Origin of the sequence: Chryseobacterium wanjuense (assembly GCF_900111495.1) — a bacterium.
GTDB classification, from domain to species: Bacteria; Bacteroidota; Bacteroidia; order Flavobacteriales; family Weeksellaceae; genus Chryseobacterium; species Chryseobacterium wanjuense.
Map to the genome: position 1 here is coordinate 1220983 of NZ_FOIU01000001.1, position 26543 is coordinate 1247525.

Genomic DNA, 26543 nt, shown 5'->3' on the forward strand with positions numbered 1-26543 from the left:
ATGTTTAAAGTTTTGGGTTCAATGCTTTGAGTTTAATGTTCTTTACTCACCATTCCGATCTCAACACGGAACTCAAAACCCGAAACTCGGATCTACCTCTTTAAAAAATGTTTAAATATCAACCATTTCGACTGATAGAACACTTCTTTTTGATAATTCTGACGACGTCTCCATGTTTCTGCAGCCTGACCATAGAATGCAAAGTGCGCTCTTACAACAGCCCAAAGATGCGGAAACCCTTGTTTTAAACCAAAATAAATCCCTGCGATACCATCTAAGCATAATCTGAAAAATATCAACACAATAAGCTTTGGGAAAGGTAAATTTTTCAATAGCATGGAAAGATTGTTCCTGATATTTAAATATGTTTTTTGGGCGCTTTGCTTATTTAAAGTTCCTCCGCCTACGTGATACACTTTAGATTTTCCGGTATAAAAAATTTTCTTTCCTGAGTTTATCAATCTCCAGCAAAGATCGATTTCTTCCTGATGGGCAAAAAAACGTTCATCAAATCCTTTCTGTTCCCAAAAATCTTTAGACCTGATAAAAAAACAACACCCCGATGCCCAGAAGATTTCTGTCTCGTCGTTGTATTGACCTTTATCTTCTTCAAGATCGTCAAAAATACGACCTCTGCAATAAGGATAACCGAGATTGTCGATAAGACCTCCTGCAGCTCCTGCAAATTCGAAATATTTTTTATTGTTAAAAGATAAAATTTTAGGCTGAATCGCGGATATAGCTGAATCTTTTTCAAATAAACTCAGAATAGATTCAATCCAGTTTTCAGTAACTTCAACATCTGAATTTAAAAGACAGTAAAATTCATGATCAATCTGTTTTAAACCTTCATTGTAGCCTCCTGCAAACCCGTAATTTTTATCGTTCTCAATGATTTTCACCGATGGAAAATTATTCTGCAAAAAAGCAACGGAATCGTCTGTTGACAGGTTATCGATGACATAAATATCTGCATCCTGAGAAAACCGAATTACTCCCGGAAGAAATTTTTCAAGCCAGCTTTTTCCGTTCCAGTTTAATATGACAACTGCTAATTTTTTCGACATGAAAATCTATATTTTTTGAGAATCAAAATTTTTAATAGAATCCTGATATTTCCACTTTCTGTGCGACCAAAGATAGTTGTCCGGTCTTTTGTGTAAAGTATTTTCCAATAGTTTATGGAATTTTTTCACCACTTCATGTTCCACGAATTTCTCACCATCCGGATAGATCCTGTGATAGTTTACCTGATAATATCCGCGTTTTACTTTCTTCATTTCACAATAAATGAAAGCCAGATCCATTCTTGTAGCTAATCTGTCATACCCCGTAAATACAGGTGTTCTTTGATTTAAAAACTCTAATCCGTAAGTAATATGTGCAAAATGCGGGGTCTGGTCTGCCACAAACATGTAAGCTGAACTTCCGTCATTTTTTGATCTTACAATATTCAAAATAACTTCTTTAGCTTCTAGAGCTTCATTTCCGAATTTGTTTCGTACTTTCTTCATCTGATTTTCCCAAAAATCACTGTTTACCTTTCTGTAAACGGGGTGACAATGGTCTTGCGGAATAATCCTCGCCAATGCATTGATCCATTCCCAATTAAAAACGTGTCCGGCCAGTAAAATGATATTTTTCCCTTCTGCTTTGGCTTCATGAAAAACTTCCTGATTAATATGCTGCATCCTCACCCTGGATTCTGTCTCGGAAATACTGAAGGATTTGATGGTTTCCACTAAATAATCGGAGAAATTGAGGTAGAATTTTTTTCTGATTTTTGCTATTTCTGCATCAGATTTTTCAGGAAACGAGTTTTTTAAATTCTGTGTGATTACATTCTTTCTATATCCTACGATGTAGTAGTTTAAAAAGAAGATAATATCTGAAAAAATGTATAAAATTTTCAGCGGTAATTTTGAAATTAAAAATAATATTTTGATCAGGAAATTCATAAAACACGCAAATTTACGGATAATAAAATTATGGTTCTATTTTTGCTTGCAATAAGTATTATTTTTTTATTTTTATGTTATGAAAAAATTACTATTAACAGCATTTCTTGGACTAGGTTTTTTCGCTTTTTCTCAGGAATTGAAAGATAAACCCGATGTAAGAGAGAAAGATAAAGCTTTGTTGGTGAAAACTGACCATGCAGAGCTGGATGCAAAGAAGAAAGCAGCCGAGGAAAAGGCAAAACTGCCTAAACCTTACAATCCGAAGGCTGATGCAGGAAAAGATATTCAGAACCTGATTGCAAAGGCTAAAAAGGAAAAGAAGAATATTATGATCCAGGCGGGAGGAAACTGGTGTATCTGGTGTTTAAGATTCAATCAGTTTGTACAGACGACTCCTGAACTGAAAGCCATTGTTGATAAGAACTACGTATATTATCATTTGAATTACTCACCGGATAATAAAAATGAAAAGATTTTCGCGGAATACGGAAACCCGGGAGATAAATTTGGCTATCCTGTTTTCATTATTTTAGATAAAAACGGGAAAATGATTCATGTACAGCAAAGTGATGTGTTGGAAGAAGGAAAAGGGTATAGCTTACAAAAAGTAAAAGACTTTTTTAATCAGTGGACTCCGAAATCATAACCGGTATAACTGATAATAATACATAAAAGAAAAACCACTTCATTTGAAGTGGTTTTTTATGATGAGAAAATCTCGTTTTTAGATTAAGCTTCTTCAGATTTTGCTTCTTCTTTTTTAGCAGGAGCAGCTTCAACAGGAGCGTCAGATACGATATCGAAATCGAAATTGTATTCTACGTTTCTGTGTAATCTGATGTTTGCAGTTATTCTACCAGTTCTCTTGATCGTGTTTCCTGGGATTTTGATATATTTCTTCTCTACAGAAACTCCAGCTTTTTCTAGAGCAGCAGAAAGATCTGCATTGTTGATAGATCCGAATAATTTGTCACCAGAACCTACTTTTGCAGGGATTGTGATAGAAGTTTTCTTCAATTGCTCAACTACAGCGTTTGCAGCAGCGATTAATTTAGCTTCTTCTTCTTTTCTAGCTTCAAGAGTAGCTTCTAAAGCCGCTTTATTTTTAGGTGTAGCTAAAAGTGCAATTCCTTGAGGAATTAAGAAGTTTCTAGCATAACCAGGCTTTACATTTACAGTATCAAACTCAAGTCCTAAGTTTTCTACGTCTTTTTTTAGGATAATTTCCATTGTTGTTGTCCGTTTTAGAGATCCGAGTTCCTGGATTTGAGTTCCGGGCTTCTCTTCACTTCGTTAGAATTTATTAATTAATTCAGCAACAAAAGAAGAGATTGCTCTCTTCCTTTATTTATTTTTGTCTTATTTCAATAAGTCAGCTACGTACGGCATCAAAGCAAGGTGTCTTGCTCTTTTGATTGCTGCAGAAACTTTTCTTTGGTACTTCAAAGAAGTTCCAGTGTATCTTCTAGGTAAGATTTTACCTTGTTCGTTCACGAATTGTAATAAGAAATCAGCATCTTTGTAATCAACGTGCTTAATTCCGAATTTTTTGAATCTACAATATTTCTTTTCAGATTTTGTATTGATATCAAGTGGAGTAAGGAACTTTACTTCAGATTCTCCTCCAGCTGAGGCTTGTTTAGCCATTTCGTCTATTGCCATGTCTTTGTCTTTTAAAAAATAGGGTTAATAATTAAGCTTTAGCTGATTTTACTTTTGTTCTTCTTGTTACAGCATACTCGATAGCGTGCTTGTCAAGTTTTGTTGTAAGATAACGGATTACTCTTTCGTCACGTTTGAATGCTAATTCTAAATCAGCAACGATAGTTCCTTCACCTTTAAACTCGATTAAAGTATAGAATCCGTTCTTTTTCAATTGGATCGGATAAGCTAATTTTTTTAATCCCCAGTTTTCTTTAGCAACGATTTCGCAGTTCTTTTCTTTTAAAAGATCTTCAAATTTTTTCACTGCTTCCTCCACCTGTGCGTCAGATAGAACGGGAGTTAAAATGAAAACAGTTTCGTAATTGTTCATAATGTTAAATGAATTTGTTAATTATTTCGAGGTGCAAAAGTAGGAAATATATTTGTAATATACAATATGAAAGTACATTTTCTTCGATTTTGAATAGCAAATAAAGTCAATGATAAATGTAAATAAAATCAAAAAAAACAAAATCAACAACCCACTCATCTCGTCACTCAAAAACCCGCAACCCGAATCCCGCAACTCAAAACTCGCAATTACTTCTCCGACCGTATTTCCTCCAGCAGATTCACCTTTATCACATCATATAAAGAATGTCTGCTCACCAAAATAGAAGCGATGGAAGAAACCATTCCGGCTAACATCAGGTGGAAGATCAATGAATGTCTGTCCGTCATTTCAAGGACGACAATGGCTGATGTAAAGGGCGCTCTGGTGATTCCTGTAAGAAAAGCCACCATCCCGGCAAGAACCACAACGTTGGTCTCATTGGGACTTAAATGAATTGCTCCTGAAATTACAGAACCAATGCTGGCTCCGGCTGTGAGGGCAGGGGCAAAAATTCCTCCGGCGCCACCGGAAGTAAATGAAAGGGCAGGCCCCAACATTCTTAAGATCGGAACATACCAGTCTTCATGTTTATCGTTTGTAAAAAGAATACGCTCCATGATTTCCTTTCCTGAACCTAAAATTTCCCGGTTGATAAAGAATGCAATGGAAGCTATAATTAAAGCGGAAATAACCAAAAAAAGGACGTTGGCTTTATCTGTTTTTAATTTTCTTTTTTTCCAGTCGGTGATTTTAAGCATGGTTACAGAAAGCTGACTAGCCAGAATTCCTGCGGTACCTGCGACTAAAATAATCGGAAACATTACCATTAATGAAACATCATTGGTTTTGGGATATCCCAGATATAAATAAGAACCCGCCAACGTCTGAGCCGTTAAACCGGCAATAATAACCGCGGTGAATAAAGCTGTTTTAAAGTAATTAATATGCGTTTTTGAAAGCTCTTCAACAGCAAATACAATTCCGCCGAGAGGAGTGTTGAAAGCGGCTGCAAGTCCGGCCGCAGCTCCTGTCATGATCATATTTTTCTTGGAAATTTTTGGCCACCATTCGGGAAGATATTCATTTACCTTCCTGAAAACCGAGCCCGCAATCTGAATAGTAGGTCCTTCACGACCAATAGCGCCACCTCCGATTACCAAAACGACTGAGGAAATGATTTTAAAAACAATAATTTTTAAACTTAATAAACTCCTGATTTTCCTGTGTTCTTTAGGGTTGGCAAGCTCTACAGCTGCCATTACCTGCGGGATTCCGCTTCCTTTTGCATTGGGTGCAAATTCTTTCACGAGCCACCATGAAACAACAAAACCAATCGGTGCGATAATGAAAATCATCCATGCATGCCAGTTGATGATGAAGTGCAAAAGGTTTTCACCCCAGGCGAAAAGTTTGGCATACATTACCGCAAAGAAGCCTGTAATCACCGAACCTATCCAAAAGGGGATGGCCTGAAGCAGATTGTACTTCAATTGTTCGTTTCGGATGTTGTCAAAGGATTTTTTTAGAGATCGTCGAATGAGATTGAAAAATTTCAGCATTTGGTAATTTTGATATGTAAAAATACAGGAATTTTGTGAATTTTACATTTCTTTTAAAAATTTTGAGATTTGTAAAGCGCGACTATTTGTAAGTTCTTTCTGTAATCCAAAGCTTAAAATGTTGTTTTTAACTTCAAGTTTAAAATCTTCATCAGGGAATTTTTTGATTAATTCTTTTCTTCTTTTTGAGTTTAAAAATTGCAGCGTTTTATTTTTGTTTTTTCCCAGAATACAAAACTTTTTATCGAATTCTGAATCATCTTTTGTATGAATATCAAAAATATTAAAAAAACCTACAATATGATCTGCAAAAGTTTTCTTGTAAATGGAGATGTTCTCGTAATTCTCATCCAGCTCTTTTAATCCCCAGATTTCCAGGACTTCTATTTCGGTATTTCCATATTTTTTATGATATGTAATAAGTCTGGTTACAATATACAGGTAAAAGACAGAACCTCCTTCACTTTCAATTAAATAACAAATTTCAGGGACGAATTTCTTATTTTCTACAATTGGCTTAAATTGAAATAAGGGTGAATCTTTTATATCAATTACAGAAACTTTATAAAATTCACAAAGTTTATCATAAAGCTTAAAAATTTGTTTTTTTTGTTCTTCTGAAAATCTAAATAATTTAACATTAAGTTCTTCTCCAAAATCCATGTATGCAAAATTGTTTTTTTAAAGATAAAAATTATTTATTTAAGTCAAACGTAATAGGTTTCCAAAACCTGTTAGGTTTATCGTCCACAAGATTCCTGATGACAGATTTTGACTTTGTTTTAGAATAACAAAAAAACCTCCGAAAAAAATCGGAGGTTTTATATTTTAAACCGGTAAAAAATTACTCATTACCAATTATTCATTATTTATATTTCCGTATTCAGATCCCAGTTTTCAAGGTAATCGTGAACGTGTTTCAGCATCATTCCACCTAAAGATCCGTCTACCACTCTGTGATCGTAAGAGTGTGACATAAACATTAAGTTTCTGATCGCGATTACATCACCGTCAGCCGTTTCAAGAACTGCAGGTTTTTTCACAATCGCTCCGATTGCTAAAATAGCAACCTGCGGTTGAGGAATGATCGGTGTTCCCATCAGGTTTCCGAAGCTTCCTACATTTGAAATTGTATATGTGGCACCTTGAGTATCTTCAGGTCTTAATTTTTTATTTCTTGCTCTGTAAGCCAAATCATTGATAGCTTTTGCAAGACCTGAAAGTGATAACTGGTCTGCATTTTTAATGACAGGAACGATAAGGTTTCCGTCCGGTAAAGCAGTTGCCATACCGATATTGATATTTTTCTTTTTGATGATATTGTCACCATTGATAGAAACATTGATCATTGGGAAATCCTGGATAGCTTTCACGACAGCTTTCACGAAAATCGGCATGAAAGTCAGTTTTTCGCCTTCTCTTTTTTCGAAAACAGCTTTGTTTTTATTTCTCCATTTTACAACGTTGGTAACGTCTGTTTCGATGAAAGAAGTAACGTGAGGAGCAATTTGCTTCGCTTTTACCATGTTTTCAGCGATGATTTTTCTCATTCTGTCCATAGGAATGATCTCGTCACCTGCTGCAACAGAGATTGTAGAAGCTGGCGCAGAAGTTGCCACCGGCTGTGGAGCAGAAACCACCTGTTGTACCGGAGCAGCTTGCGGAGCTGGCTGGTTTCCTCTGTTGTTTACGTATGCTAAAATATCTTCTTTGGTAATTCTTCCTTCTAAACCGCTTCCTTTAATGGTTTTCAGTTCAGTTTCAGAAATATTTTCCTGTTGTGCGATTGATTTTACAAGTGGAGATAAATAAAGATCTCCGGAGAATTCTTGTGTTGAAGCAGCTACTTTTAGAGGCTCTTCAATAGTTTTTAATGTGTCTGTATCAGGAGCTGCAGCCGGAGTTTCCGTTTTTACTTCTTCTGAAGCCGTGTTTCCGCCTTCTCCTTCAATTTCTAAAATAGCAATGGCTTCACCCACTTTTGCAACTTCGTCTTTCTGTTTCAAAATCTTTACGATTTTCCCCGAAACCGGTGTCGGAACGTCTGAATCTACCTTATCTGTTGCAATTTCTACTACGGAATCATCCTCTTTTACATTATCACCTTCGTTGAACAACCAAGTGATAATTGTCGCTTCCATAACACCTTCTCCCATGGAAGGAAGCAATAATTTGTACTCTGCCATTTTTAATTTTTAGATTTTGACAAATATATAAAAAAAATCGATTTTTTTATGAAATATTAAATTCTAGGAAAATTCGATGTAAATATTTTCGCCTACGTTCAGTCCGAACAAAGATTTTGCACCGTTTTTCTTACTTCCCTTATAGATGGTTAACTCCAAAAGCTGACTGTCATTGAAAATTGCTGCAGACTGCCCATGAAATTCCGTTTCCCTTGCCCAGTCGGAAACCACTTCCGTATGGCTCGAAAATACTCTCGAAAGGCTTAGATTTCTGAATTTTATAGTGAAATTTTCGTTTCCACGGCCTGTACTTTCAAAGAAATCTTTGCTGATATTTGAAATTATATTTCCGAAATTATCAATATACATCACTTCACCGATAATCATTTTTTCGGACTCGTTGTACACCGGTTTCGGGAAGAGCAGTTCTTTGGTATGTTTGATCTTTCTGCCGATCACTTCAGGAAGTCCACCATTCGCCAAATGTACGGCTGCAGGAACAAAAACATCCGTTGAAGTGAAGTTTACGATATCATCAAATCTGTTATTTAAAGTGATTTCATACATGGCTTCAGGTTTAATATCAAAAAAAATTAAACTCAAAAGACCGTTATCAGCAGCCAAAAAATAATGTCCGTTGGCTTTATATAAGATATTTTTCCTCGATTTATGATGAAAACTGTCTACGGAAAGGATATGAATGGTGCCTTTCGGAAAATATTTATAAGCATTCCTTACAATATAAGAAGTCTGTATAAGATTGAATGCCTGGATCTCGTGGGTAATATCTACAACATTCACTTCAGGATTAAGAGACAGGATTTTGCCTTTCACAGCAGAAACTCTGTAATCTAAATTTCCGAAATCCGAAGTAAGGGTAATAATTGACATTGAATAGTTATAGAAATGATCGTTCTGCAAATTTATTTAAAAATAAAGGAAAGCCCGAAGATTGTGGAAAAGAATTTGAGATAAATTTGAAAAAAAGGTTTAAATTTAAAATCTAAAATAAATAAAAATACTGCATGTTTGAATTAACATATGATTTGGAAGATGTAGATGTAAAAATCTTCTATGGCGTTAATAACCAATATTTCAATTTAATAAAATCAAGCTTTCCGACTCTGAAAATCACAGGAAGAGACCACTTTATTTTTGCGATGGGAAATCAGGAAGCGTTAGATATACTTAAACAAAAACTTGATGACATTGTAAAATTCATTTCAAAAAACAATTCTATAGAGCTTAAAGATGTTGAAAATATCCTTAATCTTAAAGATGAAAACGAAAAACAGCTTGTTTTTGACCAGGATATTATTGTAAAAGGCGTAAACGGTAAAATAATTAAAGCTAAAACCACCAATCTTAAAAAATTAGTAAAAGAAACTGAGAAAAAAGATATGGTTTTTGCGATCGGACCTGCGGGAACGGGTAAAACATATACGAGTGTAGCTCTGGCGGCGAAAGCTTTGCGGGATAAAGAAGTAAAAAGAATTGTCCTCACAAGACCTGCGGTAGAAGCAGGGGAGAGTCTGGGGTTTTTGCCGGGTGACCTTAAAGAAAAGCTGGATCCGTACTTACAGCCTTTGTATGACGCACTTCGTGATATGATTCCTCACGAAAAACTGGAAGGTTTTATCGAGAAAAAAGTGATCGAGGTGGCTCCGTTGGCTTTCATGAGAGGGCGAACGCTGGATGATGCCTTTGTAATTCTGGATGAAGCCCAAAATACAACGCACTCTCAGATGAAAATGTTTTTAACCAGAATGGGAATGAATGCGAAATTCATTATCACTGGTGACCCGAGTCAGGTAGATTTGCCACCAAAACAACAATCCGGGTTGAAAGAGGCTATGAGAATTTTGCATGGGGTAAAAGAAATCGGATTTGTACATTTAACAGAGGAAGATGTTGTGAGACACCCAGTTGTAAGGAAAATTATATTGGCGTACAACGATGAAGAGAAAAGATTAAGAAACGAATAAGTTTTAATTAATAAAATAAAAGCAGGGTAGTTGAAAAATTATCCTGTTTTTTTTGTTTTAAAAAATAAAATATACCATAAAATTATAAGAGTTAAAATAAATTCCTATTTTTGCCACCGAATTAATTAAAAAAACTATTAATCATGAAGAAAATTTTACTTCTTGCAGCGGTCGCTGTAATGGGAATGAGCATAAATGCTCAGGAATTTAGATTTGGACCTAAAGTAGGTTTCGCGATGTCAACAATTAAGGTTGATGATAAGCAAGATGATCTTTACGAAAGAAAAATGGATCCTAAATATACGTTCTATGTAGGAGGTATGGCAGAATACAAAATCAGTGATAAGTTTGGTATTCAGGGGGAAGTTTTATATTCGCCGCTTGGAGGAAAAGAAAGAATCGAGGAAAGTGAAGGAGATGTTTACGTAGGTGAGCAGACGAAAGTAACTTTCGGTACTTTATCCATTCCTGTTTCTGCAAAATACTTTATTACTGAAGGATTTTCTGTGTCTGCTGGGATGAACTTCGGAATCATTCTTACTGCAAAACAAAAAACTGTAATCGGAACCAACCTTCCTATTGATATAGAAATCGATGGTGGTGAAGGAGAGCATGACATCAAAGACGATGTAAAATCTTTAAACCTTGCTCCATTCGTAGGCGTGGAATATATGTTTGAGAACGGATTCTTCATCGATGGAAGATACAATCTAGGGGTATCAAACCTTTCTAATGACGGAAGCGGTGGAAAAATTACCAACAGCTTTGCTCAAATAGGCGTAGGATTCAAATTCGGAGGTAACTAAGATTTTACCGGAATTAAAAATAACAGGCGGGACAAAATTTTGTTCCGCTTTTTGTTTTGGGTGAAGAATGTCATAAGTTAATTTTACATTAACAAAGAAAATAATTAGTAATTTTGTTTCAGAAAATTTAAAATTATTAAAATGAAAAAACTATTATTACTAGGTGCTTTTGCACTTTTAGGAGGTATGGCACAGGCTCAGGAAGGCTTCAGATTGGGTGGTCATGTTGGTGCACCGCTAGGAGATGCTTCTGATGCAGCAAGTGTTACAATAGGTATCGATGCTGCTTATATGTGGCATATTACTAAAGGATTGGACATTGGTGCTACTACTGGATATTCTCATTTTTTTGGAAAAGACAATGTAGATGATTTTGGATTTGTTCCTATCGCTGCTTCCGGAAAATATACATTTTCTAAGGTTCCTCTTTTTGTAGGATTGGATCTTGGAGCTGCTATTTCTACAAGAGATTACATCAACAGTGGTTTGTATGTTGCGCCGAGAGTAGGCTATCAGATGAAAAATATAGAATTGTATCTGGGCTTCCAGACGATCAGCAGCAAATATAAGGATCATGGCCCGTATTGGTATGATAACGGAAGACATAACTTCGGTGCCGTGAACTTCGGGGTCAATTTTTTCCTGAAATAAAAAATTAGAAAAATCAAATAATTTTCACTCCAATTGCAGAATTGGAGTTTTTTTATTCAAAATTTTGTGAAAAAAGCAAAATGCTTTATTTAGTACGCTTTATTTTCGAAAATTGCTAATATTTATCAATGATATTAATCACATTAACAAATTTTAATTTTAGCAGATACCACTGTAAATTTGCCCTCAGAAAGTATTAAAATTTTTGAAAAAATGAAAAAAGTATTATTAGCTGGTGCTATTGCACTTTTCGGTTTATCTAATGCTCAAATCGCTAAAGGAACAGCTTATTTATCAGGATCTGTAGGGTATTCTCAAGAAGAAACTAACAGCGGTAACAATAAAACAGAAAACTTCAACGTAATCCCAACATTCGGATATTTCGTAGGAACTAACTTAGCAGTAGGTTTAGGAGTAGGTTACCAGACTCAGAAAGAAACAAACATTGCAACTACACAATTGCCAGGTGCTACTATCGTAAGTACTAACGAGGTGAAGGAACCAGCTTTCGTTGTTGCTCCTTTCGTAAGAAAATATTGGAATTTGTCTGATAAATTATACATCTTCGGACAATTGGCAGTGCCAATGCAGTTTGGAAAAACTGAAATCGATAACACTTCTGTAACTACAGCAGGTTCTTCAACTACTACAACTACAACTTCTTCTGAGGCTAAATATACTCAGGTTGGTGTTACTGTAAAACCAGGTTTAGATTATTTCCTAAACAAAAACTGGTCTATCGAAGCTACTATCGGTGAGTTTGGTTACAACAACTACAAACCAAAAGATGGTGAAGCTACAAACAACTATAACTTCGGATTGAACTTATCTTCAGTTACTTTCGGTGTTAAGTATGTTTTCGCTAAATAATTTAAGCTAAAAGCATTAAAAATAAAGTCCTAAGTTTTCTTAGGGCTTTTTTCGCATAATAAAAACTATAGCATGAAAAAACTATTACTAGCCGGTGCAATTACACTTTTCGGACTTTCTAATGCTCAGATTAAAAAAGGAACGGTTTACATTTCCGGACAGGTGAATTATACTCAGGAAGAAGATAAAAACAGAGACTTTACCGAGAAAAATTTTAAAATAATTCCGACGGCGGGTATATTTATAGCTCCAAATTTAGCTGTAGGAACAGGTTTAGGGTATACAAACAAAAAGACAGAATACCACGATATTTATTCTGACGGCTTTTTCACTAGTTCATTCGAGTCTACAGGAAAAACAGATGCCATTGTGGTTGCTCCTTTCATAAGAAAATACTGGACTTTATCGGATAAATTATATTTCTTCGGACAGTTGGAAATCCCAATGGAATTCGGGAAAATAAATCAGGATGCTTCGGTGACATACATCGACGGCATGTCCGGATTTATAGCTCAACAGACATTTTCCGTTGAAAGAAAATATACTTCAATCGGGGTGAATGTAAAACCGGGACTGGATTATTTCTTAAATAAAAACTGGTCTATCGAAGCAACAATAGGAGAATTCGGATACCAAAATTTCAAGTATAAAAACGAGACAGATACAGACCTTAAAAACTATAATTTCGGTCTCAACTTATCATCAATCTCTTTCGGAGTAAAGTATGTTTTTGCTAAATAATCAATTTAAATATAAACTAATTTTTAAAAATTAAATAAAATGAAAAAACTATTACTAGCTGGTGCAGTAGCACTTTTCGGACTTTCAAACGCACAGATGACTAAAGGTGACTGGGTAATCAGCGGAAACACTGGTGCTGGTTTCAACAATGTAACGACTACAATTAAAGCTAATGGTCAGTCTGTAGACGGTCCTAAAGTAAGCACATTTTCTGTAACGCCGTCTGTTGGATATTTTGTAATTGACAAATTAGCTGTAGGAATCGACTTAGGTTTTTTAACAGCTACTACAAAGTATGAAGGTTTAAAATCTACTACAACTAGCTTTTCTGTAATGCCGACTGCAACTTATTATTTCACTAATTCAAGCAAATTGGTTCCTTTCTTAGGTGCAGGAATAGGGTACGCTTCTGCTAAAAACAAAGGTGAAGCAGATTTTATGGGAATTTCTGATGAAACAACTACTGACGGTCTTGCTTGGAAAGTAAAAGGTGGAGTAACTTATATGGCGACTCAATCTTTAGGGATCAACTTGGGAGTTTCTTATGATCAGTTCTCAAACAAAGAAACGATTATGAACACTGACGTTAAAACAAACGTAAAAACTTTCGGTGTAAATGTTGGTTTCTCTTATTTCATCAAAGGTAAAGCTCAGAAATCTGATAAATAATTAGACGATCAAACAAATTAAACTAACATCATGAAAAAAATTTTATTCGCATCGGCTTTAGCATTATTTACAGTAGCTAATGCACAGACAACTTTTGGATTGAAAGGCGGATTTGCATTATCTAAATTAACATCCAATGAAGATCTTGACGCCTTCGAAGGAGTAAACGGAGGGCTGAAATCAAAGGCAGGCTTTTATGTAGGCGCTTTGGTTGAGCATAAATTTAATAATAAATTTGCTGTACAGGGAGAAGTTCAATACGCCAATCTTGGAGGTAAAGCTGAAGTTTCAATGTCAGGTATCACAGTTACGGAGAATTTCAATTTAAACAGAATTGTAATTCCTGTATCTGCAAGATATTATGCAACACCTGATCTTGCAGTATATGCAGGGCCTTTTGTAAGCATTAAAACAGGTACTAAAGTGAACATTGATGTATCTGGAGGTATGGCAGATCCGCAATTGCTGAATGAAGCGGAAAACTTCCTGGAAGAATCATTTGATAATGGTTTGAAGTCTGCTGAGTTCGGATTATTTTTAGGTGCGGATTATAACGTATACAAGGGACTTTTTGTAGATGCACGTTATAGCTTCGGATTATCTAACATGATTAAAGATCCTGTTGCCGACGAAAAAATGAAGATGAATTTCTTCCAGATAGGAATAGGATACAAATTCAAATAATAAAAAACTCTCAGAATTTTCTGAGAGTTTTATTTTTTATCTGTTTTTATTTTCCAAACATACCACCCATTCCAGGCATATTCGGCATTTTGCTCATCATCTGCATCATTTGTTTTCCCTGAGGTCCCTGCATCATCTTCATCATTTTACCCATTTGGTCAAACTGCTTCATCAATTGGTTTACATCTTCAATTTTTCTTCCGGCACCTTTTGCAATTCTGTTTTTTCTCTGAGTATTAATAATAGAAGGTCTTCTTCTTTCTTCAGGAGTCATAGAATAGATGATCGCTTCGATATGTTTAAAGGCATCATCGCTGATTTCCACATCCTTGATCGCCTTTCCAACTCCCGGAATCATCCCCATCAAATCCTTCATATTACCCATTTTCTTGATCTGATTAATTTGTTTTAAGAAATCATCAAAACCAAACTCATTTTTAGCGATTTTCTTGTGAAGTTTTTTCGCTTCCTCTTCATCAAACTGCTCCTGAGCTCTTTCTACTAACGAAACAACGTCTCCCATTCCCAGGATTCTGTCTGCCATCCTTTCCGGGTAGAAAAGATCCAAAGCTTCCATTTTCTCACCTGTAGAGATGAATTTGATAGGCTTTTCTACAACCGAACGAATCGTCAACGCAGCTCCACCACGTGTATCACCGTCTAATTTTGTTAAAACAACTCCGTCAAAATTCAAAGTATCATTGAAGGCTTTTGCCGTGTTCACAGCATCCTGACCCGTCATGGAATCCACAACGAATAATGTTTCGTTTGGTTTAATAGTAGAATGAACTGTTTTGATTTCGTTCATCATCTGCTCATCAATTGCCAAACGACCTGCGGTATCGACAATTACGATATCATGACCATTAGATTTAGCAAAATTGATCGCGTTTTCAGCAATAGTAGAAGGGTTTGTAGAACCTTCCTCCGTGAAAACAGGAACCCCAATCTGACCTCCCAAAACTTTCAGCTGGTCGATCGCAGCCGGACGGTAAACGTCACAAGCTACCAAAAGAGGTTTTTTATTTCTTTTTGTTTTTAAATAATTAGCCAATTTTCCGGAGAAAGTCGTCTTACCGGAACCCTGAAGACCTGCAATAAGGATTACAGACGGCTTCCCTGAAAGGTTGATTCCTTCCTGAGAACCTCCCATTAGATCTACCAATTCATCATGAACAATCTTTGTCATCAGCTGTCCCGGAGTAAGCGAAGTAAGAACGTTTTGTCCCAGCGCTTTATCCTGAACTCTTTTCGTAAGATCTTTGGCAACTTTATAATTAACATCGGCGTCTACCAATGCTCTACGAATCTCTTTTACGGTTTCCGCAACATTGATTTCCGTAATTTTTCCTCTTCCGGAAATATTATGAAGCGCTTTGTCTAATTTATCCTGTAAACTATTAAACATATGTATTCTAAATTATAGGTCTGCAAAAATAAGGAATTTTTAGCATATCTAAAGACTTCGACACGTAATATTATATATACAATATTTTCAAACACAAAGTTTAAGGTTAAATATAAATCCTTCGACTGTTTTGCGCTCGGAATGACATCATAAAAATTTACATATATAATAATAAACAATTAGTATTAGCAACCTGTCATCCTGAGCGCGAAGCAGTCGAAGGACTCTTCACTCCATATAAAAAATAGTTTATCTTAAAAAATCCTTCAACTTCGTTCAGGAAGACACTGGCAAATTATTGTGTATAAGTAAACTGTTAATATTAGCAACCTGTCATCCTCAGCGGAGTCGAAGAATCTACAGAATATTTCATGGTATTAAAATATAAACAGGTTGTATGATAAAAATCAAATCATACCATAATCCGATAGAAAAAGTCTATTTTTGCGATAAATTAAAACTGACCTAATAAATGTTAGGTAAAAACAAATTTGAAATGAAAGCTAATCCCAATATTCTGGTAACGGTATTATTCTTTTTGACTTTCCTGATTCATTTCTCTTTGTGGAAATTTGTTTTTCATCTGGATGAGATTGTAATCGTGAAATTTTATTTATTCCTGAGTGTGATGTTTATGCTGATGATTACCCTGATTGTTTTAATCAACAAAGTGGTACCGGAATTTTTAGGACTGTCTGTGATCGGGTTGATCTTATTAAAATTCGCTTTAATGTATCTGATTCGGAAAAAATTAAACTTTGAAGTGATTCCGGGGTATAAATTTCATTTTATCATACCCTATTTTGTCCTGACGACGCTCCTTACGTACTATGCGATTAAGCTAATTAATCATGACAAAAAACAGTAAAATTATTTATTGAAACTAGAAAAATTATTATATTTTTGCACAACGAAAAAAACCTATCAATGTTTAAGAAATTCGCAGTTTTATTCTACAGTATTTTTGTATTAAACTTAGTGTCTGCACAGCACGGTGAGGCTACTGCTGAGGCGGCTCCAGCTACAGAGCTTTCGGAAAAAGACAAAGTAAGTAAAGAAAACAAAGAGTTCATCGCCCATCACTTGTTGGACGCTCACGACTTTACATTGATGGTAGACAAAGAAGGTCACCATATCGGTTTTCCTCTTCCTGTTATTTTTTATGACAATGGGATCCACGCTTTCATGAGCAACAAAGAAGGATTCATGCACGGAGAGCCAACTGAGGTAGACGGAAATTTCTACAAACTACACCACGAAAAAATTTATAAAACAGACGCAAACGGGACTCTGGAAATTGATGAAGAAGGTCACCCGAAAGCTGAAAAAGTTTTAGACTTATCCATTACGAAGAGTGTACTTATCATTATCATGGTTTCGATCTTCATGTTGGTATTGTTCACAGGAATGGCAAGATCTTACAAAAAGTCTCAGGTTCCTACAGGAGCAGCAAGATTTTTAGAACCATTGGTAATTTTCGTAAGAGACGAAATTGCTATCCCGAATATCGGACATAAATATAAGAGATTCATCGGATATTTACTGACTGTATTTTTCTTCATCTTATTTTTGAACGTATTAGGATTAATGCCTTTCGGAATCAATGTTACCGGTAATATTACCATGACATTCTTATTGGCGATCCTTACTTATTTAATTACTACATTTTCTGCAAATAAAGATTATTGGAAACACATCTTCTGGATGCCGGGAGTACCTGTACCCATGAAAATCATCATGTTGCCAATCGAATTGTTAGGAACAATCACAAAGCCTTTCGCATTGATGATCCGACTTTTTGCAAACATGACTGCAGGACACATCGTGGTAATGAGTTTGATCGGATTGATCTATGTATTCAAGAACTTTGTAGCAGGTGTTGCATTCCCGTTCCTTACATTGGTAATCTATCTTTTGGAAGTATTGGTAGCATTCTTACAGGCTTATATCTTTACGATGTTATCAGCTTTGTTCATCGGAATGGCGGTGCAGGAGCACGAGCACGAACACCACGCTGCTCACTAATTGAAAATTAAAATAATAAAAAGAAACAAATTTTTTAAAATTATATATTATGGAAATCCCTAAAATTGTAGGTGCTGGTATCGTAGTACTAGGTGTAGGTATCGGTCTTGGTAAAATCGGAGCTGCTGCTCTTGAAGCTATCGCTAGACAACCTGAACAATCTGGAAAAATCCAAACAGCTATGCTTATCGCAGCTGCACTTGTAGAAGGTGTTGCGTTTGCTGCTCTATTCGCAGTAAACTAATTAAAACTAAAGCCACTATCCGTAACGGTTGGTTACAGATAGTGGTTATTTAAGAAAAAAAGTAATAATTATTTATACATTAATATAATGGAATTAATTCATCAGTTTTCATCAGGATTATTTATTATCCAATCTGTTATTTTTCTAGCATTGTTATTTTTGTTAGGTAAATTCGCTTGGAAACCTATTTTAAAGTCTATCAATGACAGAGAAACTTCTATCGTTGATGCTCTTAATCAAGCTACACTAGCAAGAAAAGAAATGGAAACTTTAAAAGAGGATAACGAAAGAATCATTCGTGAAGCTAAAATCGAAAGAGATGCTATCCTTAAAGAAGCCAGAGAGATTAAAGATAGAATCGTAGGTGAGGCTAAAGATGCTGCTAAAGCTGAAGGAGACAAATTGATCGAAGCTGCTAAACAAACTATCAACGCTGAGAAAAACGCTGCAATGGCAGATATCAAAACTCAGATCGGTACTTTATCAGTGAACATCGCAGAGTCTATCTTGAAACAAAAATTAGACAACAGCGAAGCTCAAAACGAATTAGTTCAAAATTATTTAAACAAATCTAACCTTAACTAATAATGCTTACATCTAAAGTAGCTAAAAGATACGCACAAGGTTTACTTGATTTTACAAACGAATCAGGGCAAACGGCTACTGTATTTTCAGAAATGAAAGATGTAGTGAAGATTATGAATGAATCTCAGGATTTAAACAAATTCTTCCACACACCATACATCGATTCTAAAAAGAAAATAGAAGTAGCAAAGGAGATTTTCAAAAGTTTATCGGTTTCTTCTCAAAATATGATCACTTTGGTAATCAGACAGGGAAGAGAAAATCAACTGAAAAATATCGCTCAGGAATTCATCAATAAAGTTGAGGATATCAATGGCGTACAGAGAATTACTCTTACGACAGCGACTGAGATTTCAAAAGAGAATATCAATCAGATCTTAAGATCTACCAACTTGGTAAAAGCTGATTCGAATTTTGATTTGAAACTAAATGTAAACCCGAAAATCCTTGGAGGTTATATATTAAGAGTAGGAGACCAGTTAGTAGATGCTTCTGTGAAGTCTAAGCTTAATCAAATTAAAAAAGATTTTCAATTAAATTAAGAAAAAAACAACCATACAATGGCAGAAATAAATCCGGCAGAAGTATCTGCGATCTTAAAACAGCAATTGGCCAACTTCGATACTCAATCAAACGTTGAGGAAGTAGGTACAGTTTTAACCATCGGTGATGGTATTGCTCGTGTATACGGGTTAGAAAACGTACAATACGGAGAGTTGGTGAAATTTTCTAGTGATGTAGAAGGTATTGTACTAAACCTTGAAGAAGACAACGTAGGTGTTGCTCTACTTGGTGAAAGTAAATTAGTAAAAGAAGGTGATACAGTAAGAAGAACAAACAGAATCTCTTCTATCAAAGTAGGAGAAGGCATGTTGGGAAGAGTAGTAGATACTCTTGGTAACCCTATCGATGGTAAAGGTCCTATTACTGGGGATTTATACGAAATGCCATTGGAAAGAAAGGCTCCTGGAGTTATCTTCAGACAGCCGGTAACTGAGCCTTTACAGACAGGTATCGTTGCAATCGACTCTATGATCCCTGTAGGAAGAGGGCAGAGAGAGCTTATCATCGGTGACAGACAGACAGGTAAAACTACTGTTGCGATCGATACGATCATCAACCAAAAAGAATTCTATGATGCAGGGAAGCCTGTATATTGTATATATGTTGCTATCGGACAAAAAGCGTCTACTGTAGCACAAATCGTGAAAACGCTTTCTGATAAAGGAGCTTTAGCTTATACGGTAATCGTTGCGGCTAACGCATCAGATCCGGTTCCAATGCAGGTATATTCTGCAATGGCAGGTGCTTCTATCGGTGAGTTCTTCAGAGACACTGGTAGACCAGCTTTGATCGTTTATGATGATTTATCAAAACAAGCGGTAGCTTACCGTGAGCTTTCTCTACTATTGAGAAGACCACCGGGACGTGAGGCTTATCCTGGAGACGTTTTCTATCTTCACTCAAGATTGTTGGAAAGAGCAGCAAAAGTAATCGCTGATGACAAAATTGCAAGCCAAATGAATGATTTACCTGAGTCTTTAAGACCAATCGTGAAAGGTGGTGGTTCATTAACGGCACTTCCAATCATCGAAACTCAGGCGGGTGACGTTTCTGCGTATATCCCAACGAACGTAATCTCTATTACAGACGGACAGATCTTCTTGGAGTCTGATCTATTCAACTCAGGGGTACGTCCTGCGATCAACGTGGGTATCTCTGTATCGAGAGTAGGAGGTAACGCTCAGATCAAATCAATGAAAAAAGTTTCTGGTACGCTTAAATTAGACCAGGCTCAATATAAAGAATTAGAAGCGTTTGCTAAATTCGGTTCAGACCTTGATGCTTCTACTTTAGCAGTTATCTCTAAAGGGGAAAGAAACGTTGAGATCCTTAAGCAGCCGGTAAACTCTCCACTTCCTGTAGATAGCCAAGTTGCTATGATCTACGCTGGAACTGAGAACTTACTAAGAAACGTTCCTATCAGAAAAGTAAAAGAATTCCAAATCGAATATATCGAGTTCCTAAGATCTAAGCATCCTGATACAATGGCTGCTATCAAAGCTGGGAAAATCGATGATTCAATCACAGGTGTTCTTAAGCAGGCTGCTAATGATTTAGCTTCTAAATATAACTAAAAATTAGTTGATGGTTTTTGGTTGATAGTTGACAGAATTTTCTAAAACTAGCAACCAACAACCGACAACCAACAACTAACCAAATATGGCAAACTTAAAAGAAATACGAGGCAGAATTACTTCAATTTCATCTACGATGCAAATTACACGTGCTATGAAAATGGTTTCGGCAGCGAAACTTAAAAAAGCACAGGATGCAATCGTAATGTTAAGACCTTATTCTGAGAAATTACAGGAGCTTATCCAGAATGTAAATTCCAGCTCGGATCCTGATCAAATTTCTGTTTACGCTCAAAAAAGAGAGGTAAAGAGAGTGCTTTTTATCGCTATTACTTCAAACAGAGGTCTTGCGGGAGCTTTCAATTCATCTATCGTTAAAGAGCTTAATGCACAGTTTCAGAATAAATCTCAATACGAGGTTGAAGTTCTTTCTATTGGTAAAAAAGCTTTCGATGCTGTAAGAAAAACTCGTACGGTATATTCTAATGAAAGCGCGGTTTATGATAATCTGAACTTCGATACAGTGGCTAATGTTTCTGAAGCGGTAATGACAAGCTTTAGAGAAGGGAAATTTGATGAAGTTTATTTAATTTATAATAAATTCGTTAATGCTGCTACTCAGGAAGTGACAACGGAACAATTGCTTCCGATTTCTATGCCTGAAACTACAGAACCTCAGATAGAGACAGATTATATTTTTGAACCAAACAGAACAGAAATCTTAGATAATTTGATTCCTAAGTCTATCAAAACTCAGGTTTTCAAAGCTGTCCTGGATTCTGTAGCATCTGAGCACGGAGCGAGAATGACTGCTATGCACAAGGCAACAGACAACGCTCAGGCTTTGAAGAATGATTTGGTAATCTTCTACAACAAAGCAAGACAGGCTGCCATTACAAACGAAATCCTAGAAATCGTTTCCGGAGCTGAAGCTTTGAAAAATTCGTAAGAATTATTTTAACATACAAACAAAAGCATCGATTTATCGGTGCTTTTTTGTTTTATTTGGCTGGAGGCTTGATGTTGGGAGTCAGAAGTTCCTATTCGTCTGTTGATTTTTAGATTAAATTAAAATTAATTTTAAATATAAATTCCCGCTGCAGTACCTCCATCTTCCATCTTCCAGCCTCCATTCTTAAGGAAATATCTTTTTCATCAATTCAGGTTATTTTTATTTTATATATCTTTGTATCAATAAATTTATATAATCTCTAAATGGACTCGGACATAGTCAGGCTCTTGTTGGCCTTATTACTTGTTTTACTTAATGGCTTTTTCGTAGCCGCAGAATTTTCAATAGTTAAGGTTCGTTACTCACAGATCCAGTTAAAAGCTGCAGAAGGAAATTCTATGGCAAAACAGGCGGAGCACATTATCAAGCATCTTGATGAGTATTTATCGGCAACACAGTTGGGGATTACTTTGGCTTCCCTTGCATTAGGTTGGGTCGGAGAAAGTGCATTGCATCACGTTATTGAAAATATTTTCAATTATTTAGGTTTCAGTATGAGCGAAGCGACTGTCACTTCAGTCTCAGTAATCATAAGTTTTGTATTAATTACCGTTATGCATATTGTTTTTGGTGAGCTTATTCCAAAATCAATCGCGATCAGAAAATCAGAAGCTACCACGATGGCTACTGCAATTCCACTGAGGGTTTTCTATACTGTTTTTAAACCATTCATTTGGTTAATGAATCTGATGTCGAATACTTTCCTGAGATTGGTAAAAATACACCCTGCTTCTGAGCACGAGATTCACTCTACGGAAGAATTACAGCTTTTGGTGAAACAAAGTGCAGACAGTGGGGAAATTGAAGAAGAAAACTATGAGATCATTAAAAATGCCTTTGATTTTACAGATCATTCGGCAAAACAGATCATGGTTCCCCGTCAGAATATTACATCAATTGATTTTGAAGAAGATCTCAACGAAATTATCAATAAAATTATGGACAGCGGATATTCCCGTATTCCTGTGTATGTAGATTCTATTGATAATGTGATTGGTGTTCTTTATACAAAAGAAATCATAAGAGAATTTGTAAAAAGAAAAGGAGAACTGAATCACGAAGATCTGAAAGAGCTGATGCGTGATGCCTTTTTCGTGGTGGGAAGTAAGAAAATCTCAGATTTGTTGAAAATTTTCCAACAGAAAAAGCAGCATTTGGCCATTGTAATCGACGAATTCGGAGGTACGGAAGGTATCATTACCCTTGAAGATATTTTAGAGGAATTGGTAGGTGAAATCCAGGATGAGGAAGATGATGAAGATAAGATCGTAGATAAAATCGGCGACAATACCTATTGGGTGCAGGCAACACAGCCTTTGGACGAAATCAACGAATTTTTACCTAAAAAGCTGCCTCTTCCCGAAGAAAGCGAATACAATACATTAGCCGGATTTATCCTTCATGCATTAGAAGATATCCCGGAAGAAAACCAGGAATTTGACCTTGAAAATTATCATTTCAAAATTTTGAAAATGAATAATAAGAGTGTAGAACTCGTGGAATTGGTTTACGAAGAACCAAATATCGTAAATGATCTTGCAGAAAGAATAGGAGAAGTTTAATACAATGAATTTTTATAACAGTATAAAAGATTATGAAGATCCAAAACGCCAGTACGAAGAAGAAGTTCTGGTTTTGGATGATACTGATGAAATCTATAAGTTGGTTTTGCATAATGACGATGTTCATACCTTCGACTACGTCATTGACTGTCTGATCGAGATTTGCAAACACACATTGGAGCAGGCCGAACAGTGCACGATTCTCGTCCATTTTAAAGGCAAATGCACGGTAAAAACAGGATCAATGGATGTGTTGAAACCCATGCATGAAAAACTGCTTTCAAGAGAATTAACAAGCGAAATAGTATAATGAAAAGCTCCGACATTTGTTGGAGCTTTTTATTTTTAAATGTTTTAAGTTTTTTTTAATAAAAGTTAATATTTCAGGAATATTTATTAAATTGCTTTATTAACTCAAAACATTTATATGAAAATTAAAATTAATTCGTTAATTCTTGGCTGTGTATTGTCATGTTCGGCATTGATGGGTCAGGAATCATCTTTAGAAGCACCCGCAAGAAGGTGGATTACAGAAAACTCCAGAAGCTTAGGAGTACAAAATTTCAGTCAGCTTAAATTAAATTACGTAAGAAAAGGAAACACAGGGGAAACGCTGCGTTTTCAGCAGATGATTAAAAACGTACCGGTTTTTCAGTCTGAAATTGTTGTTCATTTTAACAAAGAAGGAAAAATTACCTACACTTCTACAGAAAGTTTAAGGAAAAATGTACAGGATATCAATACGGTTCCTACTTTTCAGGCTTCGGAAGCCATTAAAAAAGCCCATACAGCATCTCATTCAAAAGGAGATATTACGTATGAAGAAAGTAAATTATATGTGTATGTTACAGAACAGGGCGATACCAAATTGGTTCATCGTGTCTTAACCAATTCTTACGAAAATCCGGGAAGCTGGGAAACGATTGTCGATGCACAAACGGGCGATATCATCAGTGTTAAAGACATTTCCTTACATCATAAAGATAAAGATTCTGAAAAGGAAAAAAAGAATAAAAAGAAAAAGGAAGCTAAAAAGAATGTTTTGGTAACCGGATCTGCATATATTTTTGATCCCGATCCACTTTCCAAAATGCATGTAGCCTACGGCGGCCAGTATGTAGATGGAAGCGATGCGACTAATGCAAGTTTAGATGGAGCAAGAACTTTAGTGACCATTCCAGAATTGGAATTAACGGCAGGAGTGTATAAACTAAAAGGTACATATGTCGAGATCAAAGAGCTTGAAGCCCCAAATAAAGGACTATTTACCCAGGCAAGCAATCAATTCTTATTTAACAGAAATAATGACGGATTTGAGGCTGCTAATGCTTACTGGCATCTTGATAACAATCTTCGTTATATCAATCTTACTTTAGGAATTCCTTGCGTTCCCAGTGTGAATGGCGGAATTCTGGCATTTGACCCTCACGGAGAAAATGGCGCAGATAACTCCCACTATGATCCGAATATTCAGGTTTTGGTTTTCGGTGAAGGCGGAGTGGATGATGCAGAAGATGCAGATGTTGTATTGCACGAATTAGGACACGGCGTTCATGATTGGATTACCGGTGGAAATGGCTCACAGGTACAAGGCTTAGGAGAAGGTTCAGGAGATTACTGGGCACAATCTTACAGCAGAAGCTTAAACCAGTGGCAATCTACAGATGCTGCTTATCATTGGATGTTCAGTTGGGACGGTCACAACCCGTTCTGGGCGGGAAGAGTAACAAATTATGCCGCAGCTTATCCTTCAGGATTAACGGGAGCCATTCACACAGACGGACAGATTTGGGCATCTGCATTAATGAGAATTTACAACAAAATCGGAAAAGAAAAAACCGACAGAGTATTTCTTGAAGGATTAAGCATGACGGGCTCAAGCACCAACCAGCAAAACGCAGCAATTGCCGTAAGACAGGCTGCCATCGATATGTTGGGAACTTTCGGGTTTACGTGTAGCGATATTACGGATATTACAACAGAATTTACGGCTACAGGCTATGTATTACCGGCTTATAACTGTCAGTTGAGTGTAGATGATGTTTCTAAAAAAGAAATAATTGCCATCTATCCGAATCCGGTTTCTGATGTGCTAAATATTTCCATGAAAATAAGCAAAGAAGAAAAAGTAGAAATCTTCAATATGGAAGGAAGAAGAGTATTGGAAACAACGATTGGTAACGGAAGAAATGCAATTAATGTTTCTCATCTGCAGGTCGGAGATTATATTGTAAAAATAAAAGGCTTAGAATTATCAACGAAATTCATTAAAAAATAAAAATAAAATCCGGTGTCAAAAGCATCGGATTTTTTATTTCAATGAAATACGTTCATCATCCCGCATCCCTCTTCCAGCTTTTAAATAAAATAGTATATTTGTAAAAACTATAAAGAAACAAAAAAAGAATGCTTGTAATAGGAATTGCAGGAGGTACAGGATCCGGCAAAACTACGGTTGTTGACAAGATACTTCAGCAGCTTGATATTGAAGGAATGAATATCCTTTCACAGGATAATTATTATCATGATAATCATAATCTTACATTGACGGAGAGAGAAGCCCTGAACTACGATCATCCCAAATCCATCGATTTTGATTTATTGATACAGCACGTAAAAGCTTTAAAGAATCATGAGCCTATCGAGCAGCCGATTTATAGCTTTGTGACCCATTCCAGAACCGGAGATCATGTAACTGTAGAACCTAAAAATGTATTGGTGGTAGAAGGAATTCTCGTTCTTACCAACAAAGAATTGTTAAAGGAGTTTGATTTAAAAGTGTTTGTACATGCAGATTCAGACGAAAGACTCATCAGGAGGATCCGAAGAGATACTCAGGAAAGGGGAAGAGATCTGGGGGAAGTATTGCACCGTTATCAGACGACTTTAAAGCCAATGCATCAGGAATTTATTGAGCCTTCAAAAAATGAAGCGGATCTTATTATCCCGAATATGAGGCAGAATTCCGTAGCGATTGATTTTTTAACTACCGTTATTAAAAACTCGTTGAGAAAACATTAAAAATGAAAGAAAATAAACTTATTAAAGACATTCAGCCAAAGTCTGAGACCTTCAAACTTATTCAGAAATATCTGTTGAATAAATATACCATTACCATCTGTATGTTTCTGGTTTGGATGATTTTCTTTGATAAAACTTCGTTTTTGGTAATTAATGAACTGAATGGTGAAATCAACAAATACGAAGACCAACTTCAATATTATAAAACAGAATACGAAAAAAACGACGCGTTTTATAAAAAATTGATGAATAATAAATCTGAAAAAGAAAAATATGCAAGAGAAAACTATTTCATGAAAAAACCGAATGAAGAGATTTTTATTCTGGTCGTAGATAGTACAAACGTTGCGAAAAAATAATTAAAAAAGTGAATTGTCAATTGTGAGTTTTGCTTCGCA

Annotated in this window: 30 protein-coding genes; 20 read left to right on the forward strand and 10 right to left on the reverse strand. The window is 35.9% G+C overall.

Going from position 1 to position 26543, the window contains the following annotated elements; genetic code table 11:
* Positions 1–92: 92 nt before the first annotated feature.
* Both BMX24_RS05500 and BMX24_RS05505 read right to left on the reverse strand, forming a co-directional pair.
* Positions 93–1067, reverse strand: coding sequence for a glycosyltransferase family 2 protein (locus BMX24_RS05500; RefSeq protein ID WP_089791047.1), 975 nt, complete (start codon positions 1065–1067; stop codon positions 93–95).
* Between the two features lie 6 nt (positions 1068–1073).
* The gene (locus tag BMX24_RS05505; protein ID WP_089791048.1) at positions 1074–1958 is read right to left on the reverse strand and encodes a lysophospholipid acyltransferase family protein; all 885 of its coding nucleotides are present in this window, start codon (positions 1956–1958) and stop codon (positions 1074–1076) included.
* A 79-nt stretch (positions 1959–2037) separates the two neighbouring features.
* Between BMX24_RS05505 and BMX24_RS05510 the strand changes: the two genes are divergently transcribed.
* Positions 2038–2607 (forward strand): thioredoxin family protein, encoded by a 570-nt coding sequence (locus BMX24_RS05510; protein ID WP_089791049.1) that lies wholly within the window; start codon positions 2038–2040, stop codon positions 2605–2607.
* 83 nt (positions 2608–2690) lie between these two features.
* Here the strand turns inward: BMX24_RS05510 and rplI are convergent, their stop codons facing one another.
* From rplI to BMX24_RS05545, 7 genes are all read right to left on the reverse strand, one after another.
* Entirely contained in the window at positions 2691–3191 is a 501-nt protein-coding gene (rplI, locus tag BMX24_RS05515; protein WP_089791050.1) for a 50S ribosomal protein L9, read from the reverse strand.
* A gap of 129 nt (positions 3192–3320) precedes the next feature.
* Positions 3321–3623 carry a 30S ribosomal protein S18 gene (gene rpsR / locus BMX24_RS05520; protein WP_007844708.1) on the reverse strand — a complete coding sequence of 101 codons (303 nt, stop codon included), beginning with the start codon at positions 3621–3623 and terminating at the stop codon, positions 3321–3323.
* Between the two features lie 31 nt (positions 3624–3654).
* A complete protein-coding gene (rpsF, locus tag BMX24_RS05525; RefSeq protein ID WP_089791051.1) occupies positions 3655–3996 on the reverse strand; it encodes a 30S ribosomal protein S6 in 342 nt (113 codons plus the stop codon).
* Positions 3997–4205: 209 nt separating this feature from the next.
* On the reverse strand, positions 4206–5558 hold the full coding sequence (locus BMX24_RS05530; RefSeq protein ID WP_089791052.1) for a chloride channel protein: 1353 nt from the start codon (positions 5556–5558) through the stop codon (positions 4206–4208).
* Positions 5559–5600: 42 nt separating this feature from the next.
* Positions 5601–6221 carry a hypothetical protein gene (locus BMX24_RS05535; protein ID WP_089791053.1) on the reverse strand — a complete coding sequence of 207 codons (621 nt, stop codon included), beginning with the start codon at positions 6219–6221 and terminating at the stop codon, positions 5601–5603.
* Between the two features lie 206 nt (positions 6222–6427).
* Positions 6428–7744: a dihydrolipoamide acetyltransferase family protein gene (locus BMX24_RS05540; protein ID WP_089791054.1), complete on the reverse strand. Its 1317-nt coding sequence runs from the start codon at positions 7742–7744 to the stop codon at positions 6428–6430.
* A gap of 63 nt (positions 7745–7807) precedes the next feature.
* Entirely contained in the window at positions 7808–8635 is an 828-nt protein-coding gene (locus tag BMX24_RS05545) for an SAM hydrolase/SAM-dependent halogenase family protein (protein WP_089791055.1), read from the reverse strand.
* Positions 8636–8769: 134 nt separating this feature from the next.
* On the opposite strand from BMX24_RS05545, the gene BMX24_RS05550 reads away from it, so the two are divergent.
* The 7 genes from BMX24_RS05550 to BMX24_RS05580 all read left to right on the forward strand — a co-directional run bounded on the left by BMX24_RS05550 (position 8770) and on the right by BMX24_RS05580 (position 14150).
* Positions 8770–9729, forward strand: a complete 960-nt coding sequence (locus BMX24_RS05550) for a PhoH family protein (protein ID WP_089791056.1) — start codon at positions 8770–8772, stop codon at positions 9727–9729.
* A 143-nt stretch (positions 9730–9872) separates the two neighbouring features.
* Positions 9873–10535, forward strand: coding sequence for a porin family protein (locus BMX24_RS05555; RefSeq protein WP_089791057.1), 663 nt, complete (start codon positions 9873–9875; stop codon positions 10533–10535).
* A 141-nt stretch (positions 10536–10676) separates the two neighbouring features.
* Positions 10677–11186 (forward strand): hypothetical protein, encoded by a 510-nt coding sequence (locus tag BMX24_RS05560; RefSeq protein WP_089791058.1) that lies wholly within the window; start codon positions 10677–10679, stop codon positions 11184–11186.
* Positions 11187–11399: 213 nt separating this feature from the next.
* Entirely contained in the window at positions 11400–12056 is a 657-nt protein-coding gene (locus BMX24_RS05565; protein WP_089791059.1) for an outer membrane protein, read from the forward strand.
* 72 nt (positions 12057–12128) lie between these two features.
* Positions 12129–12797 (forward strand): outer membrane beta-barrel protein, encoded by a 669-nt coding sequence (locus tag BMX24_RS05570; protein WP_089791060.1) that lies wholly within the window; start codon positions 12129–12131, stop codon positions 12795–12797.
* A 39-nt stretch (positions 12798–12836) separates the two neighbouring features.
* Positions 12837–13466, forward strand: coding sequence for an outer membrane protein (locus tag BMX24_RS05575; RefSeq protein WP_089791061.1), 630 nt, complete (start codon positions 12837–12839; stop codon positions 13464–13466).
* A 30-nt stretch (positions 13467–13496) separates the two neighbouring features.
* Positions 13497–14150 carry a porin family protein gene (locus tag BMX24_RS05580; protein WP_089791062.1) on the forward strand — a complete coding sequence of 218 codons (654 nt, stop codon included), beginning with the start codon at positions 13497–13499 and terminating at the stop codon, positions 14148–14150.
* 46 nt (positions 14151–14196) lie between these two features.
* Here BMX24_RS05580 and ffh read toward each other — a convergent pair whose 3' ends face one another.
* Positions 14197–15558: a signal recognition particle protein gene (ffh, locus tag BMX24_RS05585; protein WP_089791063.1), complete on the reverse strand. Its 1362-nt coding sequence runs from the start codon at positions 15556–15558 to the stop codon at positions 14197–14199.
* 496 nt (positions 15559–16054) lie between these two features.
* Between ffh and BMX24_RS05590 the strand changes: the two genes are divergently transcribed.
* From BMX24_RS05590 to BMX24_RS05645, 12 genes are all read left to right on the forward strand, one after another.
* Complete coding sequence (locus BMX24_RS05590) at positions 16055–16426, forward strand: hypothetical protein (protein ID WP_139176745.1); 372 nt, start codon at positions 16055–16057, stop codon at positions 16424–16426.
* Between the two features lie 59 nt (positions 16427–16485).
* Positions 16486–17583, forward strand: a complete 1098-nt coding sequence (gene atpB, locus BMX24_RS05595) for a F0F1 ATP synthase subunit A (protein WP_089791065.1) — start codon at positions 16486–16488, stop codon at positions 17581–17583.
* 49 nt (positions 17584–17632) lie between these two features.
* Positions 17633–17827 (forward strand): ATP synthase F0 subunit C, encoded by a 195-nt coding sequence (gene atpE / locus BMX24_RS05600; RefSeq protein WP_002979108.1) that lies wholly within the window; start codon positions 17633–17635, stop codon positions 17825–17827.
* 87 nt (positions 17828–17914) lie between these two features.
* On the forward strand, positions 17915–18412 hold the full coding sequence (locus tag BMX24_RS05605) for a F0F1 ATP synthase subunit B (RefSeq protein ID WP_089791066.1): 498 nt from the start codon (positions 17915–17917) through the stop codon (positions 18410–18412).
* 2 nt (positions 18413–18414) lie between these two features.
* Positions 18415–18954, forward strand: coding sequence for an ATP synthase F1 subunit delta (gene atpH, locus BMX24_RS05610; protein WP_089791067.1), 540 nt, complete (start codon positions 18415–18417; stop codon positions 18952–18954).
* Positions 18955–18972: 18 nt separating this feature from the next.
* A complete protein-coding gene (atpA, locus tag BMX24_RS05615; protein WP_089791068.1) occupies positions 18973–20550 on the forward strand; it encodes a F0F1 ATP synthase subunit alpha in 1578 nt (525 codons plus the stop codon).
* A gap of 85 nt (positions 20551–20635) precedes the next feature.
* Positions 20636–21499 (forward strand): ATP synthase F1 subunit gamma, encoded by an 864-nt coding sequence (gene atpG / locus BMX24_RS05620; protein ID WP_089791069.1) that lies wholly within the window; start codon positions 20636–20638, stop codon positions 21497–21499.
* A gap of 266 nt (positions 21500–21765) precedes the next feature.
* Positions 21766–23124, forward strand: coding sequence for a hemolysin family protein (locus BMX24_RS05625; protein WP_089791070.1), 1359 nt, complete (start codon positions 21766–21768; stop codon positions 23122–23124).
* Between the two features lie 4 nt (positions 23125–23128).
* Positions 23129–23434 (forward strand): ATP-dependent Clp protease adaptor ClpS, encoded by a 306-nt coding sequence (locus BMX24_RS05630; RefSeq protein WP_089791071.1) that lies wholly within the window; start codon positions 23129–23131, stop codon positions 23432–23434.
* 117 nt (positions 23435–23551) lie between these two features.
* Positions 23552–25402, forward strand: a complete 1851-nt coding sequence (locus tag BMX24_RS05635) for a T9SS type A sorting domain-containing protein (RefSeq protein ID WP_089791072.1) — start codon at positions 23552–23554, stop codon at positions 25400–25402.
* Positions 25403–25530: 128 nt separating this feature from the next.
* A complete protein-coding gene (gene udk, locus BMX24_RS05640) occupies positions 25531–26145 on the forward strand; it encodes a uridine kinase (protein ID WP_089791073.1) in 615 nt (204 codons plus the stop codon).
* 2 nt (positions 26146–26147) lie between these two features.
* Positions 26148–26504 (forward strand): FtsB family cell division protein, encoded by a 357-nt coding sequence (locus BMX24_RS05645; RefSeq protein WP_089791074.1) that lies wholly within the window; start codon positions 26148–26150, stop codon positions 26502–26504.
* The last annotated feature ends 39 nt before the right edge of the window (positions 26505–26543 follow it).